The sequence below is a fragment of the Undibacterium sp. KW1 genome (assembly GCF_009937955.1).
Lineage (GTDB): Bacteria > Pseudomonadota > Gammaproteobacteria > Burkholderiales > Burkholderiaceae_D > Undibacterium.
In genome coordinates this window covers 1,901,286-1,916,657 of the sequence record NZ_AP018439.1, presented here as the reverse complement: position 1 = coordinate 1,916,657, position 15,372 = coordinate 1,901,286, and the positions used below count along the sequence as shown (strand labels likewise).

At 53.0% G+C, this 15,372-nt stretch carries 11 protein-coding genes; 9 read left to right on the top strand and 2 right to left on the bottom strand.

The window, feature by feature from the left end:
- Positions 1-143 precede the first annotated feature (143 nt).
- On the bottom strand, positions 144-935 hold the full coding sequence (locus UNDKW_RS08440; RefSeq protein ID WP_162058342.1) for an ABC transporter substrate-binding protein: 792 nt from the start codon (positions 933-935) through the stop codon (positions 144-146).
- A 193-nt stretch (positions 936-1,128) separates the two neighbouring features.
- Here UNDKW_RS08440 and UNDKW_RS08435 point away from each other — a divergent pair, with 193 nt between their 5' ends.
- Both UNDKW_RS08435 and UNDKW_RS08430 read left to right on the top strand, forming a co-directional pair.
- On the top strand, positions 1,129-1,752 hold the full coding sequence (locus UNDKW_RS08435) for a glycoside hydrolase family 25 protein (RefSeq protein ID WP_162058341.1): 624 nt from the start codon (positions 1,129-1,131) through the stop codon (positions 1,750-1,752).
- A gap of 373 nt (positions 1,753-2,125) precedes the next feature.
- Positions 2,126-2,593 (top strand): cytochrome c family protein, encoded by a 468-nt coding sequence (locus UNDKW_RS08430; protein WP_162058340.1) that lies wholly within the window; start codon positions 2,126-2,128, stop codon positions 2,591-2,593.
- Between the two features lie 239 nt (positions 2,594-2,832).
- On the opposite strand, the gene UNDKW_RS08425 is transcribed toward UNDKW_RS08430, so the two are convergent.
- Positions 2,833-3,804 carry a YafY family protein gene (locus UNDKW_RS08425; protein WP_162058339.1) on the bottom strand — a complete coding sequence of 324 codons (972 nt, stop codon included), beginning with the start codon at positions 3,802-3,804 and terminating at the stop codon, positions 2,833-2,835.
- 141 nt (positions 3,805-3,945) lie between these two features.
- Between UNDKW_RS08425 and UNDKW_RS08420 the strand changes: the two genes are divergently transcribed.
- The 7 genes from UNDKW_RS08420 to UNDKW_RS08390 all read left to right on the top strand — a co-directional run bounded on the left by UNDKW_RS08420 (position 3,946) and on the right by UNDKW_RS08390 (position 15,301).
- Entirely contained in the window at positions 3,946-4,614 is a 669-nt protein-coding gene (locus UNDKW_RS08420; RefSeq protein ID WP_162058338.1) for a glutathione S-transferase family protein, read from the top strand.
- Between the two features lie 345 nt (positions 4,615-4,959).
- A complete protein-coding gene (locus UNDKW_RS08415) occupies positions 4,960-6,552 on the top strand; it encodes a DUF2138 family protein (protein WP_162058337.1) in 1,593 nt (530 codons plus the stop codon).
- Complete coding sequence (locus tag UNDKW_RS08410) at positions 6,549-7,274, top strand: DUF1175 family protein (protein WP_232063308.1); 726 nt, start codon at positions 6,549-6,551, stop codon at positions 7,272-7,274. The genes UNDKW_RS08415 and UNDKW_RS08410 overlap by 4 nt, the downstream gene beginning before the upstream one ends.
- A gap of 9 nt (positions 7,275-7,283) precedes the next feature.
- On the top strand, positions 7,284-11,951 hold the full coding sequence (locus UNDKW_RS08405; RefSeq protein ID WP_162058336.1) for an alpha-2-macroglobulin: 4,668 nt from the start codon (positions 7,284-7,286) through the stop codon (positions 11,949-11,951).
- Positions 11,929-13,719 carry a DUF2300 domain-containing protein gene (locus UNDKW_RS08400; protein WP_162058335.1) on the top strand — a complete coding sequence of 597 codons (1,791 nt, stop codon included), beginning with the start codon at positions 11,929-11,931 and terminating at the stop codon, positions 13,717-13,719. Before UNDKW_RS08405 ends, UNDKW_RS08400 begins: the two co-directional genes overlap by 23 nt.
- Positions 13,716-14,495 carry a YfaP family protein gene (locus tag UNDKW_RS08395; RefSeq protein WP_162058334.1) on the top strand — a complete coding sequence of 260 codons (780 nt, stop codon included), beginning with the start codon at positions 13,716-13,718 and terminating at the stop codon, positions 14,493-14,495. Before UNDKW_RS08400 ends, UNDKW_RS08395 begins: the two co-directional genes overlap by 4 nt.
- Positions 14,496-14,500: 5 nt before the next feature.
- On the top strand, positions 14,501-15,301 hold the full coding sequence (locus UNDKW_RS08390; protein WP_232063307.1) for a YfaP family protein: 801 nt from the start codon (positions 14,501-14,503) through the stop codon (positions 15,299-15,301).
- Positions 15,302-15,372 lie beyond the last annotated feature (71 nt).

Sequence of the window (15,372 nt, the reverse complement as noted above, 5' to 3'; positions counted from 1 at the left end):
GTTGACCAGGTTGGGTATGCACGGCGACATTACCCGCCATGCATGCCGTATAGTTCCACAGACTCACCTTATGTTCAAGCCTCTGATACCGGGCCTGACTCGTCCCCTGGTTCACGCGAACTTGCAAAGTAATTCCGTGCCCTTTATTTGCTCAGCACATCCTCTACAATTTTCTGTATCTCGCCCGACTTCTTCATGTCTGTCAGTATCTGGTTCAGCGCACGCATGAAATCAGGCTTGTAGGGATAGCGCCCGTTATCGCGATTGGTGTATCCCAGGTAAGCCTGCTCCTGGCTAATGACTGCAGCTTCGACGATGGCCTGGCTACTGTCAGCGTAAACGCCATCCGCCTTGATGTGCTCTATCTCCCACAAGATGGACAGACGGTCATTGACGTAGCAATCTATACGTCCCAGCAAGAGCTTGAGTATATTGGACCGGTTGCTGGGTGCCTGGTCTTCAAACATCTTGCCATCCTTGACGGCTTTTCTATACTTGTCGCCACCGATTTGAAATCCGGCATTGATGCCAACTTTCAGTCCCTGGAAATCTTCGGGCCAACTTGAGGGATGTTTTCTTCCCTTCATGGAGATCTCACTGCAAAAAGCCACCACCTGTTCAGTCAGCACAGGCTCGGAATTGTTAAGATAAGGGCGCTCAAGTGGCCGGTTATAGGGTGGAAACAAAGCCAGCCCCTGCCCGGTTTCCATCAGCATGAGCCCGCGCTTCCAGGGTACTGGCTTGATGTGCACCTTGTAAGCAGGCATACGTTCGAAGGCTTTACTGAAGATGGCAGGATAAATGCCTCTGGCCTCGCCATTTTCTTTGTATGAGTACGGTGGATAAGATTCGTCGGCATAAATGCTGACGTCGATGATATCTGCCGCCAATGCTGGCACGCACAGGCAAAGCAAAATTAGCAATATGAATTTCATGCTCAGGCTCCCTGACTTTGATGGACACTCTTTTCATCGCTTACCCATGAATCAGGGTAGGCAGCCAGAACCAGGCATACAAGGAAAAGTCAGAAAACACCCATGAAAAACATCTTGTTTTTGCATAATTAACCATATTCCTGTTATCTTAACGATTTGTTATTTAACCCTGAATTCATCAGCGGAGATATGTATGGCAATCAACAACAAGGTGCAGGGAATTGATGTTTCCCACTATCAAGGCACAGTCAACTGGACTGCGGTCAAAAGTGCAGGTATTAGTTTTGCCTTTGCCAAGGCCACAGATGGCAATACCTATACTGACCCACAGTTCAAGACCAATTGGTCTGGTATCAAGGCAGCGGGCATATTGCGCGGGGCTTATCATTTTTATGAGAGTAATGATGACCCTGTGACGCAGGCGAATAATTTCATCAAGGCGGTAGGCAGTATTGCCATTGGCGACTTGCCCCCGGTAGTCGATATTGAAATCAATAAAGGTGGTTTTGGTAATGCCACGCTGGCGGCTAACCTGCAAATCTGGCTCAACACGGTAGAACAGGCACTGGGTCGCACACCGATGATTTATACCGGACCATCGTTCTGGAACCAGAATATGAATAACAGTTTTTCGAGGTATGCATTGTGGATTGCGCAATATGGTGCTTCGCAGCCAACAATTCCCACTGGCTGGAGCAGTTGGACATTCTGGCAAAATTCTGAATCTGGTAGCGTGGCTGGCGTCACCGGTAGTGTAGATACCGATGTCTTTGCCGGTTCGATGGCGGACTTGCTGGCATTTGCAGCAAAGAAATAAGATCGTTCGCAATCCTGATGCACGTGATTGAGCCAGATTCACATTAATCCGGCTCAATCAAGATCAATCACCTTAAATCCAGCTTAATCCAATTTAACTCGCCTCTTTCAATACGCCCCTCCTGCTGTATTTTCTTCCCACCATTTCAAATAACAAGTAATTAACATTTTGATTGCTTTCGTGCAATTTTGAAAAATTGTGAATCCAGTCTGCACCTGCCTGCGTATATTCCCAAGCAGCAACAGGGCTGCTTATTTGAATACGAAGAGAACATCATGACAAATTTGTATATTTCCATTCAGGCTGGCGGGCGCTGTCCAATTTATTGCAACACATGCCGTGCCGCGCCGAGGGCAACTGTACTGGCGTATCAATGATGACGGATCTTTTCAATGCCAGGGTCTTGCCCGTGCAGCAGGAAAAATCAAAGCTGGATAATAGTTTTAGAAAACTGCTCATATGCCTGCTGCCATTCGGCATCGCGCTGATCGCCGCTGACGCAATGGCAACCAAAACAGATGAAATACAGGCTGGCAAAATCATCTATGAATCGCGCTGCCTGGGTTGCCATACTGTAGAAGCCAACAATATCGGCCCCAGGCATGCCAATGTATTTGGCCGCAAGGCTGGCAGCATTGCAGACTTTGAGTATTCACCTGCCTTGCGCAATGCCAGGATAATCTGGAATGAAAAAACCCTGGACCGCTGGCTGCAAGACCCTGAAGCCTATATCCCTGGACAACAAATGGATGTCAGCGTCAGTAAAGACGGTGACAGGAAAAACCTGATCGCCTACCTGAAGACTCTGAGCATGAAAAGCAGCAAACCCAACAAACCTTAGCTATCGCCACGACTATTGTCGTTGATCAATTCCGGAGAGAAATATCGCAGAAAAGCCACAATAAAATCTTTTTATCTATATTTTATCGATAAAATGTATATAATTAATTCGTAATTTGATTTTTTCATATTGCGTATCTGGGAAGAGCAGAAGATTGTTCTACCGGGTTTGAAGTATTCCTCTCCAAAGGTGTTCGCCCGCAACTGGCAACGGTTGTGGGCTTTTTTTGCCTGCCGTGTCTATGCGGGTCTGTTATAAATCATCGCCATCTTTTCTACATGCTCCCTCACCTTGCTCACCAGCTCTGGCGGCTCCAGCACTTCGGCATCTTCACCAAAGCGCAGAATTTCTGCACATGCCATCATCAGGGAACCTACGGGCATGGTCGCCCTGCACCAGCCGTCCCCGTCAAGTTCACTGGCCAACTGCATTTCAGAAAAAACATAGGGCGACAGAAAGTGCTCCCTGAATTTCACCCCTCTTGGTGACAGGCGCACGGTCGCCATATTCCTGTGCATGTCCTGCTCCAGGCGCTCGGTAGATTTGCGCCAGTAGGCTGCCAGATCGAAAGGCGCCGGTCTTTCGAAGCGTTCTTCAAGTACAGCTAATTCCAGTATGCGTGAGATGCGGTAAGTGCGTGGCGTGCCATCCACCTGCCCGACCAGATACCAGGAGCCGCTTTTCATGACCAGGCCAAGGGGCTCGACAACGCGCTCTTTGATTCCCTTCCAGCTCTGGTACCGTATCTGCATGCGCTTTTGCTCCCACACTGCATCGGCAACCTTGGGCAAGTGTGCAGGTTGCTCTGACTGACCAAACCAGGCTGGTGCATCGAGATGAAAGCGCGAACGCATTTGCTGCGCACCTTCACGTAAAGAGGCGGGCATGGCTGACAGCAGCTTGTTTTGTGCTGCCATCATGACTGAACCCAAGCCCATATCCGTTGCAGCTCCTGCCAGCCCGCTCATGAACAGGGCCTCGGCCTCTTTGGCGGACAAGCCATTGAGCTGGGTGCGGTAGCCATCGAGCAAACGATAGCCGCCACCAGAGCCACGCTCGCTATAGATGGGGATGCCCGCCTCACTCATGGCGTCGATATCTCGATAGATAGTGCGCAGATTGACTGCGCATTCATCAGCCAGTTCTGGCGCGGTGGCAAAACCACGTGCCTGCAGGATAGTCAGGATGGAGATAAGTCGGCTGGCACGCATGGTAAAAACTGATCCTTTTGCCGTATTTTTAAAATATAAAAGAATAATAAGCTAACCTGACAAAAGATGTCAGGTATAGAGACATATTCTTATATCAACGGCCAGGCAATTCCGCCTCCGAGATAAAAGAAAGGTCTTATCATGAGCAATACAGACAACATCACCCTGTTCTACTCTCCACAAACCCGCGCTACCGGTGCGCTGGTTTTGCTGGAAGAATTAGGCGCACCGTATCAATTACATGTCTTGAACATGAAAGCTGGCGAGCAAAGACAAAGCGCCTATCTGTCCATCAACCCTATGGGTAAAGTGCCTGCAATACAGCATCGTGGCGAGCTCATTACCGAGCAAGTGGCAGTATTCTTGTATCTGGCAGACCTGTTCCCGCAGGCAGGCCTGACACCGGCGCTGGATAGCCAGTTGCGCGGTCCTTATCTGCGCTGGATGGCCTACTATGCGGCTTGTTACGAGCCTGCGCTGGTAGATAAGTTTGCGCAACATCCGCCAGCAATGCCTTCGATGTGCCCTTACGGTGATTTTGACACCATGCTGGGTATCATCAAGGCGCAACTGGAAAAAGGGCCATATTTACTGGGTGAGCAATTCACTGCAGCAGATGTACTCTGGGGCAATGCCTTGCGTTGGGGTACCATGTTCAAGCTCGTGCCTGAATCGCCTGTCGTCATGAATTACATTGAACGCGTCTGTAGCCGTCCGGCGTTTGTCAAAGTCGGTGCCATTGATGCAGCCTGGGCAGCAGAACACGAGCGCATCGCCAGTGAAGCGCAGTCCGAAAGCAAGGCTGCCTAAGTTACAAGCTAAGTTACAAGCTAAATTACAAGTTAAAAAGTAGTGTATGTCGCCCGGTTGTTTCTCCGGGCGATATGCACATAAGAAATTCATTCCAGCTATTTTGTTTCCCCGCCTTGTGTTTCCCTCTTGCTGAAACATGCCTCGCGTGTCTACAAAAGTGCCCACAAAAAATATTGCAACAATATAAATTCCCAGGGCTATGCATGGCACAATTGCCAGTTGCAGTCTTTACCTGCACGCTTACAGAAAATTACCAAATAGACAGCCGCAAACGATTGTCTTGCTGGCCTGCTTTGGATAGTATCCGTGCAATAAAAAAGCCATACCCCAGAGGGAGAATTCATGCGTCGTATTTGGATCGTCACCGGCACTGTTGCTACAGTTGCCGCTGCTGCTGTTGCCTACCAGTTGAGCAAACACTGGAAGGATTACCACTATGTTGGCACCCGCCTCATGGTGGATATTTCCCAACCAGATGCCTTGATACGCACCACCAGCCTGTCGAAACTGCCGCGCGACTTGCTGCAAGTGCCGATAGCCAAGGATGTGCTGACCGAAGACCTGGCCTTCTACTACGAGCAAAATGAAGACCGTCTGGGTTTGAACGGTGCAGTCAAGCGCATTGCCTACGAGCATGACCTCGATTGGCAAGACAAGCTGTATGCCAGCATTTTCAATGAACCTGCAGAAGTGGCTTTTTGGCGCGATGGCAAAGGTGCCTTGCGCCATTATGCCGTCGTCATGCGTATGGGCCTGTTCAACAAAGCCTTGCAGGAAGCCGCCAAGGTGGCAATGAAAGATGGTCAGCTCAAATTGGCAGGTGATATCAGCACCAGCAATGGCAAAGCCCAGATCATGGCACTGGAAGTCAATCCACGCCGCACCCTGCTGTTGATCAGCCAGGGTGATCGCGTCGTGGTCTTGTCTGATCCAGGTCTTTTGTTTGATGATAAAAACGGCGTCGTGAAAGAAGCCCGCGCTGCTGTTGCCAAATGGCTGGAACATGATGGTGCACTGTCGCTGCAATTTGACCTCGACAATATCGCTCCTGCGCCCGCTCAGGCTACGGGCACTGCAAAACATACGATGGCGATAGGTGCACCTACCATGGCCCTGGGTTATGGCGCTTTTGTATCCGGCTTCAAGGGCATGCGCTTTGATTTTGGCGGCAACTGGTCAACTTCGGTCTGGATAGATTCCAAAAAAACTTCTTCGGCACAGTTGCTTGACCCAGCCCTGTGGACTGCTGCGCCAGCCAACCCAAGCGCATGTATCACCGTACCCATTGACTGGAGTATGGTCAATACTGTCTTGAAAAAAGCTGATGCCACACCAAAGTTGCCAGAGCAGGCATTGGCACCGTTGTCTGGCCCAGGCCTGGCTTGCTGGTACCGCGAGTCGAATTTGTATTCTCCTGTCTTTATCACCAAGCTGCCACTGAACACTGCCAACCGCGATGCTACCTTGCAAGCCATGGCGACCTGGGCGATTGCCAGCGGTGAACAGGCGGCACCAGGCAAAGGCACGACCAAGGCCAAGCCCGATCAGAAACTATGGCGCAATACCAAGAGCATGGCTACGCTGGCAGCCAGCGGCGATTTTGTGGTGTTCTCACCCGATGGCGGCCTGGTAGAAAAAGTGGTGGATACCATCGCCCGCAGCAACCCCAGCGTGGCTGACCAGACATCTGGCGCGCAAAGCACCCTGGGCCTGATCACACCGCGCCCCTTGTCAGAAATGGCTCAACGTGAAATCTACGCGGCCCTGGCAAAACCTGAAGATGCCAGCTTCCTGGAAGCTGCAAAGACGCATCTACCCGCTCGCATCAAAGCCCTGGCAACCTACCCGCCTATCCGCCTGGAATTGAGCAAGGCTCAGGCCAGCGGCAAAGCCTGGCAAAAAGTTGAATGGGTCAGCAAGGAGAAATCCAATTGAAACGCCGGCATGTACTGACTGGCATGCTCGCCACCAGCACCATGCTAGGCTGGCACAGGCTGGCGCTGGCCAATAAGCTCATGGCGCCGGCTGTGCCATTGCCTGCCGAAAATGCTGCCAAAGCTGGAACAACTACCGCGCCTGTAGTCTCGGCACCAACATTGACACCCGCCCAGTCGCGCAGTTGCCGCGCCTGGATGACACGCATCATTGCCGCCCAGTTGACGGCAGGCCCGACACCGCGCTGGCAACAGCGAGATTGCGTAGGCCTGGTGCGTTTTGCGGTGGCTGAATCTCTGCGCGAGCATGATGAAAAATGGAAGCGGGCGAATGGCATGCTGGGTACTGCGCTGCCGCCAGAAATAGCTCTCGATCAAAGCACTCAATCAGTACGCCATCAGTGGCGGCTGGCTGACGGTACAGTCTCGGCCTATGTCAGTGCCATAGAAATGGTGCAGGAGAATGCGAGGTTTCGTGGCAAGGACTGCAATCTGGCAGCCCCCGGTGACCTGCTGTTCTATGACCAGGGCGACGCCCAGCATCTGATGGTGTGGATGAATTCTTACATCGCCTATCACACTGGCACGGTCACACCAACTGATAATGGTCTGCGCGCCGTCAAGCTACGCGACCTGCAAGCCTGGCGCGACACGCGCTGGCACCCTACCCAAGATAATCCCAATTTTGCTGGCGTGTATCGCCTCAATTTCTTGTCCGCCTGAAAGCGCCCAATGAAAGCTACATTCAAACAATCCCGTTATTTCACTTTATTGACAGCGCTGTGCGCGATGCTGCTCTTCATGCCTGCCCTGGCACAGGACGGCGGTGGGGGCTCGTCTTTCTTCCTGCTCAGCGATGCAGCCTATGGCTCTGGCGACACTGCGATGGTGAGGCTGGAAGCCCAGGACATGGGGCAGATTTCTGAGCTTGGCGGTGTCGATGTCTATGTCTATAAGGTCAAGGACCCGCTGGAGTTTTTAAAGGCGCAAAAGAATTTGCACCGCATTGATGCCCAGGGTAACTACAAGGGCAAAGGCGTGTCCGATGCGCTGGCTCGTACCTGGGATAACTGGTGGGATGCATCTCGCCGCATGTGGCGCAAGCTGTTTTCATCGGATGCCAGGAAAGCCGTCACTTCACAAGCACCTGAAGTACGTCTGCACCCGCTGGTCAAAGCATCAACGCCACAACAGATGAACCCGCTGTACCAGCCACTGAAGGCGCATACCCTGGTTGATAGCTTCCGCTACCCTGTGCATATCGCCCAGCCCATACAACCACCAAAAGGCGTCAAGCTTGATGGAAGCAGCAGTGAATTCATCATGTCGCCCAAAGGCAATGTGCTGATACCACTGGGCAAAAAAGAGCCCGGCCTGTATCTGGTGGAAGCCATGGTCGGCAGTTATCGCGCAGTGACTCTGGTGTTTGTCTCTGACTCTATCGCTGTGACCAAGGTATCGAGCAAACAAATGCTGGTCTGGGTAGCTGACCGCCGCACCAGCCAGGCTGTGGCAGATGCAAAAACGGTGTGGACAGATGGCGCAGGTATCCTGAGTACAGGCGCGACAGATGCCAGCGGTATCGTCAATTTTGAACGCGATGCGCCAGAAAAAACTTATGTCTATGGTGAAGACAGCAAAGGCGGCGTGTTTGTCGCAGAAAATTATTACTACGACAGTGAAATCTATAATACCAAGCTATATGCGGTGACAGACCGCCCCTTGTACCGCCCTGGTGAAACCGTCTATGTGAAATTTTTGGGCCGTACTTTTGTGTCAGCGCGTGAATCCACAGCCATCACCGCAGGCGAATTGAAGTTGCAGGTATTTGATGCAAATGGCTTCCCCGTCGCGGCGCAAACCCTGCAAATGACACCGCAGTCTGGTGGTGATACGGTATTCCAGTTACCTGACAATGCCGTCGCAGGTGGTTATGAACTGCGCTTCAGCTACAAGGGTAACAGCTATGGCGCTGCCTTCCGCGTCGCTGAATACCAAAAGCCGCACTTTGAAATCAATGTCATGCCAGGCAAGAAGGATTACAAAACCAATGAAGAAATCAAGGGCAAGCTGCAACTGGTCTATCCTGACGGCAAACCTGTCGTCAATGCCAAGGCAGACCTGACTGTACGCGCCCAGCGCCTGACCATCGTTGAAGGCGACCTTGGTTATGCAGGCCAGTTCCCGGTACAGATGAGCACAACGACATTTACGACTGATAGCAACGGTTTCGTTGAATTCAAACTGCCTGCAGCAACTGAACCCAGCCGCTATATTTTGTCGGTGCTGGCAACTGATGGCGCTGCTTACCGCGTACGCTCTACCAAGGAGATACTGGTAGAACGTAGCGCTGGCACCTATAGCCTGAAGGCAGAACGCGCCTTCTCTGCCGTTGGTGAAAACATGAATTTTGCGCTGACTTCCCTGCCTGTACCTGGCAATACCGTCAGCACAGTCAGTGCCCCGGCAACATGGGATTGGGTAAGACTGGAAAACCAGAAAAAATCAAACGGCAAGCTCGCCAACGCCAGCAAGCTGACACTGGCTTTTGCTGAACCTGGCACCTATACCCTGTCTGTACGTGATGCAGCAGGCAATATCCTCGGTGCCACTTCGCATTACGTCAGTGGTGCTGGCGTCAGTGCACCGCAAGGCTCGATAGAAATGGTATTTGACAAGACCAGCTACAAGCCAGGTGAAACTGCCAGTGCGCTGATCACCTTCCCGCAGCAAGTCGATCAGGCATTGTTTACCCTGGAGCGTGATAAGGTAGAAAAAACCGCTTTAATGAGCAATGCCAGTGGCTGGCTTACTGCCAAACGTTTGTCACCTATGCAATGGAAGGTTGAGCTTCCAGTTCAGGATACCTATGGCCCCAACATTACCCTGTCTGTGGTGTATATCAAAGGCGCTGATTATGTGTTCCAGAACCTGGGTTTGAAAGTTGAGCAGCCACGCATCAATGTCGCCGTCAAAGCTGACAAGGCCGTCTATGCGCCTGGTGACAAGGTCACGCTGGACCTGACTGCGATGGTCGATGGCAAGCCAGCCGCAGGCAGCCAGCTCACGGTAGGTGTGGTCGATGAAATGATTTATGTGTTGCAACCTGAAATTGCACCCGATATTTCTGACTTCTTCTATCATCCGCGCCGCAATAATGTGCGCACTTCTGCCAGCCTGAGCTTCATCGCTTATGACCTGGCGGTACCGCCATCCAAGCTGGCCTTGCCAGCCAACGGGCAAACCCATGAACGCGCCATCAAGGTATTGGAAAGACCTCGCCGTGAAGACAAGGATACCGCCCTGTGGCAACCAAGCGTTACCACGGATGCTGCTGGCCGTGCCCGCCTGACTTTCACCATGCCCGATTCGCTGACACGCTGGCGCATTACTGTGCGTGCGACTGAGGCCGGTGGCAATGTAGGTCAGAACATCGCCTATGTACGTTCAGACAAAGACTTTTATGTGAAATGGACCAGCCCGAACTGGATGCGCGTGCAGGATGCACCGAATGCCAGCGTTGCCATCTTCAATCAGGGCAACCAGGATGCCAGTGCCAGCCTGAACATCACCGGTTCCGGTGTCAATAAACAAGAAAGCCTGAAACTGAAACCTGGTGCGAACTTTATCTCCGTACCTTTGAAAGCTAATGGCCTCGACAACAAGATAGACCTGTCACTCGCTGTAGGTGGCAAGACTGTTGATGCGCTCAATGTGCCGCTGAAAGTTATTCCTGTGCATTGGCTGAGCCAGCGCTCAGTCAGCGTGCCTGTGACTGGCAAGGAAACTGTCTTGAAACTGCCACCTGACGCCAGCAACCTGCAACTGCAATTTGCTGACAGTGCCAGCACGCAGTTCCGCCGCTTGATGGATGATTTGATCGACTATCCATATGGTTGCGTCGAGCAGACTTCCAGCCGCCTCATCCCTTACAGCCTGGCCCTGCAATCAACCTTGCCTAGTGAAGAAAGACTGGCTGCACAATTGACGCAAAGGCTGTACAGCTACCGCTTCCGTCTGGCGCAAATGGCCGGGCCAAATGCGACTTTTGGCTGGTGGACTGTGCCAGAAAAAGATGGTGATGCCCTGCTGACCACCTATGCCTACTATGCTGACTGGCATGCCAGCCGCGCTTTGAAACTGTCACTCCCAGAAGGCCATTTTGATAAGCTGAATGATGTTTATCGCAAGGATGGCGTCAAGCAATCACATTGGCAGCGCGCCCTGATGCTGTACTGGATGCAGGATATGGGCTTGCCGGTAAAATCCATGGCCGAAGCCCTCAGTGAAGAACTCGGTGCCAAAGGTGCGTTTGCCAAACCTGTGGTGATCACCCCGCGTTCAGGCATGAACAGCATGATCTTTGCCAACAAGGATGATGATGTACAACACGCCATGAGCACTTTGCTGGCCGCCTATGTAGTTCAGCAAAGCAAAGGCAACTTGACAGGCATTACTGTCACGACCTTGCCAGAAGCCGCAGCCCGTGTACACCAGGCTGACCTGCCTTTGGGTGAAGCCTTGCTGATACTGACTGGCAAACGCCCTGCCAGTGAAGCGGCTGCCGTGCTGGAACGTGTGAGGGCTGAGTCACCGACCATAGACCGCGCCCTCGCCCTGTGGTGGACTTATCGCGCTCTCGGTGGCAAGTCTGGCAGTAATGATCCTTTGTTGCGCAACAATATGGCCAAGGTAGAACTCGAAGCTGGCTGGTTGCCACGCGAAACCGTCACAGGTCAGAGCGTGTATCGCTGGAATACCACAGCCGCGACGCCAACCCCGTCTGTGATCAAAATGGTTTCCAACCCAAGCGCAGGCATGATTGCCATTGCCCAGTTCGACAGCCGTGAACCAGAAAAATCCAGCTTGCCAGTAAAAGTGGAGCGCCGCATTTACCGCCTGGTACCAGAAGCGCTGCCAGCGCCAAGCAGTGCCAGCAAACCTGCCATCAATCCAACTACTGGCGCACCTGTGCAACCAGTCGCAGGCAAAGCAGGCTTCAAGCTGGAATTGCTGGGCGATGGTGCAGCACTGAAGACAGATGAAGTTTATCTGGATGAAGTGGTACTCACCCGCACATCCGGCCCTGAACTGAACTTTGGCATTGTTGAAGTACCTCTGCCACCAGGCACCTCGGCCGACCGCTCCACCTGGGGTATCAGCCTGCGTTACCCTGGCGGTAAAGATATGGAAGCCATGGAGCGAGCACGCTACGAGCAAACACCACGCGGTTATGCCGTGCCGGTGGATGCGCTGGATGGCCAGGTCGTGATACGTCATCTGGTGCGTGCAGCGCAAACCGGCAAGTTCGCCCTGCCGCCAGCACGCTACTACCGCATGTACCAGCCAGACCAGAAAGCCTTTGAGGACAAGCCACGTGCGTTTATGGAAATCCGCTGATCCTGCCCGCAAAGCGATCAGTACCATCATGCTTGCCAGTGCGACCATAGTCACGCTGGCTGCATCTGCACAAGTTGCGCCAGTTGCCTATGCTGCAACTGCGGCCGCGACTGCAGATACAGCCAGCACGGCCACCGTCGCATGGCTGCGTGATGGCCAGGTGGAAATGCGCTCATTAAATTCTCAAGACAATAAAATCGCAGATCAAAAGATACCTCTGGGTAGTTTGTGGAAGTTATTTGTCTATGCCTACCTGCAAGACAATCACGTTCAGGAAGCAGCGTATACCTGCACCGCAAAAAAAGATTTGCGCAATAATGTTCGTGAACAGCACGAGAAAAATGAAGACCTGTATTGCTGCGAACCCGGTGAGCAGGTAGAACGCGACTCTGCCCTGGCACGTTCCTGCGCGCCCTATTTTTCACCAGCGCGTCTGGGCGTCAATGACAAGGCATGGAAAGCTTATTGGCAAACCCGCAGTGACGCCAACTGGCTGCAACGCACAGCGCAACTGCAGCCCGACACCCAGATCAGCGTAAAAGAGCTGCTGGAAACCCTGAACAAGTTCTCGCCACAAGCCCGCGCTGTTGCCCGCACAGCCTTGCTGGAAACAGCGGTACAGGGCTATGGCCGCGAAGCCTGGACGCAACTGGGTACAGGCATACGTTACAAAACTTATTCCTGGCATTTGCCTGACAACAGCGCCTTTGGTGGCGCAGCAGGCTGGCTGGCAGATGGCACGCCGTTCTGGTTTGGTGCTCGTGGTTCCAGCCGCTCTACCCTCACTACCTGGGCCAGTGCTCTGGCAACTACCCTGCCGGCACCGCGTTGGGCGGGCATCAATAATATCGACAATGTCGGTGATGAAGCACATTGCGTGGATGTCGATTTTTTTGCGCGCTATCCACTGCGCGAAGTATTGTCCATATCTGCAAACGCTCCTGCGCGTGCGGGAACGCTGTCCGGCAAATACAGGCTGCAATTCGCCAACGGCAATGGCCTGGACATCAACAGCAATGGCAGCCTGACACTGCAACGCACTCCAGGCATGGCTCCACAAATCACTGGCCGCGTCAGCATCAACGATTATGTCGCCCGCGTCATAGACCGCGAGGGTGACGCCAGCAATATTCAGGCCGCACGCAGCCTCGCGATTGCGGCGCGCAGCTATCTGGTACAAAACGCTGCTCTTGATCATGGCTGCTGGCGTATCGCCGACAGCACTACCCGCCAGCGCGTCAGCGCCAATGCACCCACCGATGCTGCCCTGGCAGCGGCCTGGTTCACGGATGACCTGATATTGCAAGGAGCGAACATTCGCTATCACAATGACAGCGCAGGCAACAACCGCATGTCATTGAAAGAAGCGACAAAGCAGGCAAACCAGGGCTGGAATTTTGAACGTATCCTGGCCACCAGTTATCCGCAAGCCAGCATCGCCAGCTTCAATGGCAAATCTGACTGCAAGCCGCTGGCCGCAGCGCAAACCTGGTTAAGCAACGCGAGCAACAAATGGCAAGGCATATTGCGTCGTGAGCCCGGTTTTGAGCATCCAGAGACACCGCCAGCCATCTGTTCGCTGGCAAGCGGCAATCCCTACTCAGACCAGAAGCGCATGCGCATCTACGCCCGCGGCTGGCGCAGTCTGGACGAGCGTATCACCCTCGCCCATGAATACCTGCACCTGGCTTTACGATTTCATCCGAACGGCGCCAATGAAGACTATGTAGAAAAACTGGCACGCCGTCTCATAGAAGGAACAACATGATCAAGTTTTACCAAAAGCGACTCATTGTATGCATCGCAGGCAGCCTGCTTGCTGGCTTTCACTTAATTGCATCAGCAGACGCCACGATAGAACTACCGCGTGGAGGATGGCGTAATAGCGGTGGCGAAGCCTCTGGTTTTAAACAGCCTGTGCATTACCCAGCGTCCTCGGTCAATACCGAAGGGCAAAGTGAAATGGCCTTGATCAGGGGCCGTATCAGCACCAGCAACAAGAAGAAGCCAGGCAAGCTCATTGTCAACGGTGCCGCCATGCCTCTGGCTATTGGTGAAACTGGCGAGTTCTCCCGTCCCTATTCTTTCAGCTCCGGCTCGAATAATGTAGAAGTGCGCAGCCCCGATGGCAGTGAAGTCAAACGCGTACAGTTTTATGACACCAATGCCAGCCACCCCAATCCACGCCTGCGCGTAGTCTTGTCCTGGGACAGCGACGGCACTGACCTGGACCTGCATGTGGTCTCGCCGGATGGTCAGCATGTGTTCTACGGCAATCGCGTGGTTGACAATGGCGGCGCTCTTGATGTGGATGTCACCACCGGTTATGGCCCGGAGATTTATGCCAGTACGGCACCACCCAAGGGTACCTATCATGTCTATGTCAATTACTATGGCAGCGGCGGGGACGACAAAAAACTGACTATCGCCAGAGTTGCCATCATCAGCCAGGAAGGCACGCTGGCCGAGAAGCAGCAAAGCTTTCAGGTACCCATGCGCAAACCCGGCGAACTGACCCTGGTTAAATCCTTTACCTATCCGTAATGATCATGCAAACAATGATGAAACCTGCCCTGCTGGCATGCACCCTGTTCGTCGCTGCCACCAATTGTGTCGCTGAAGACCAGCCCACCATCAACAGCCCGCGTGGCGGCTGGAATTATGGCGGTCTGACTGATAAATCCAGCGATACACGCGCATCCTACCCTTTGCCCCCGATAGACCGTGGCACGCAAAAAAACCGCACCCTCATCGAAGGCCATATCCGCGATGCGGGCAAACAGCGCAAGCATACCCTCATCGTCAATGGCAATCCCATGGTCCTCAATTACGGCACAGATGGCCGCTTTGAACGCCACTATGCTTTTGGCAGCGGTTCCAACAATATAGAAATCAAGGGGCCAGACGGCAAGAGCCTGCAACGCGTGCAATATTACGAAGCCAATACCCAGCAACTGTCTCCACAGCTACGCATCATCTGCTCGTGGGATGCCCCTGAGGCAGAAGTTGATCTGCACATCATTACCCCTGATGGCCAGCATGCCTTCTTTGCCGCGCCAATACTGAATGGTGGCGGTGGCCTCGATGTAGATAGCGTCGATGGCCCGGGGCCGGAGATGTTCACCACGATCGCCCCCAAGCATGGCGCTTATCATGTGTTCGTCAACTATTGGGGCAACTATGGCGCAGGTGGCTATAACTTTGATGAAGGCCAGCGCAAGCAACCCATCATCACTACCCGTGTGACCCTGGTGTTTTATGAAAATACTGCCAGAGAAAAACGCGAAAGCTTTGTCATCCCCTTGCGCAAGATCGGCGATTTGAATCTGGTGAAATCGTTCATGTTCTAAATGCGAGCCTGGCTCTGCCTGACAAGCACAAGAATCTCGTTCGAAGGGGGCGCTGCTTTATGAATCCCCTT

Bases quoted from the DNA above. Each gene is read 5' to 3' on its own strand.
- UNDKW_RS08430 (WP_162058340.1), top strand. From the start codon at position 2,126: ATGATGACGGATCTTTTCAATGCCAGGGTCTTGCCCGTGCAGCAGGAA.
- UNDKW_RS08440 (WP_162058342.1), bottom strand. From the start codon at position 935: ATGAAATTCATATTGCTAATTTTGCTTTGCCTGTGCGTGCCAGCATTG.
- UNDKW_RS08425 (WP_162058339.1), bottom strand. From the start codon at position 3,804: ATGCGTGCCAGCCGACTTATCTCCATCCTGACTATCCTGCAGGCACGT.
- UNDKW_RS08405 (WP_162058336.1), top strand. From the start codon at position 7,284: ATGAAAGCTACATTCAAACAATCCCGTTATTTCACTTTATTGACAGCG.
- UNDKW_RS08435 (WP_162058341.1), top strand. From the start codon at position 1,129: ATGGCAATCAACAACAAGGTGCAGGGAATTGATGTTTCCCACTATCAA.
- UNDKW_RS08390 (WP_232063307.1), top strand. From the start codon at position 14,501: ATGCAAACAATGATGAAACCTGCCCTGCTGGCATGCACCCTGTTCGTC.
- UNDKW_RS08420 (WP_162058338.1), top strand. From the start codon at position 3,946: ATGAGCAATACAGACAACATCACCCTGTTCTACTCTCCACAAACCCGC.
- UNDKW_RS08415 (WP_162058337.1), top strand. From the start codon at position 4,960: ATGCGTCGTATTTGGATCGTCACCGGCACTGTTGCTACAGTTGCCGCT.
- UNDKW_RS08395 (WP_162058334.1), top strand. From the start codon at position 13,716: ATGATCAAGTTTTACCAAAAGCGACTCATTGTATGCATCGCAGGCAGC.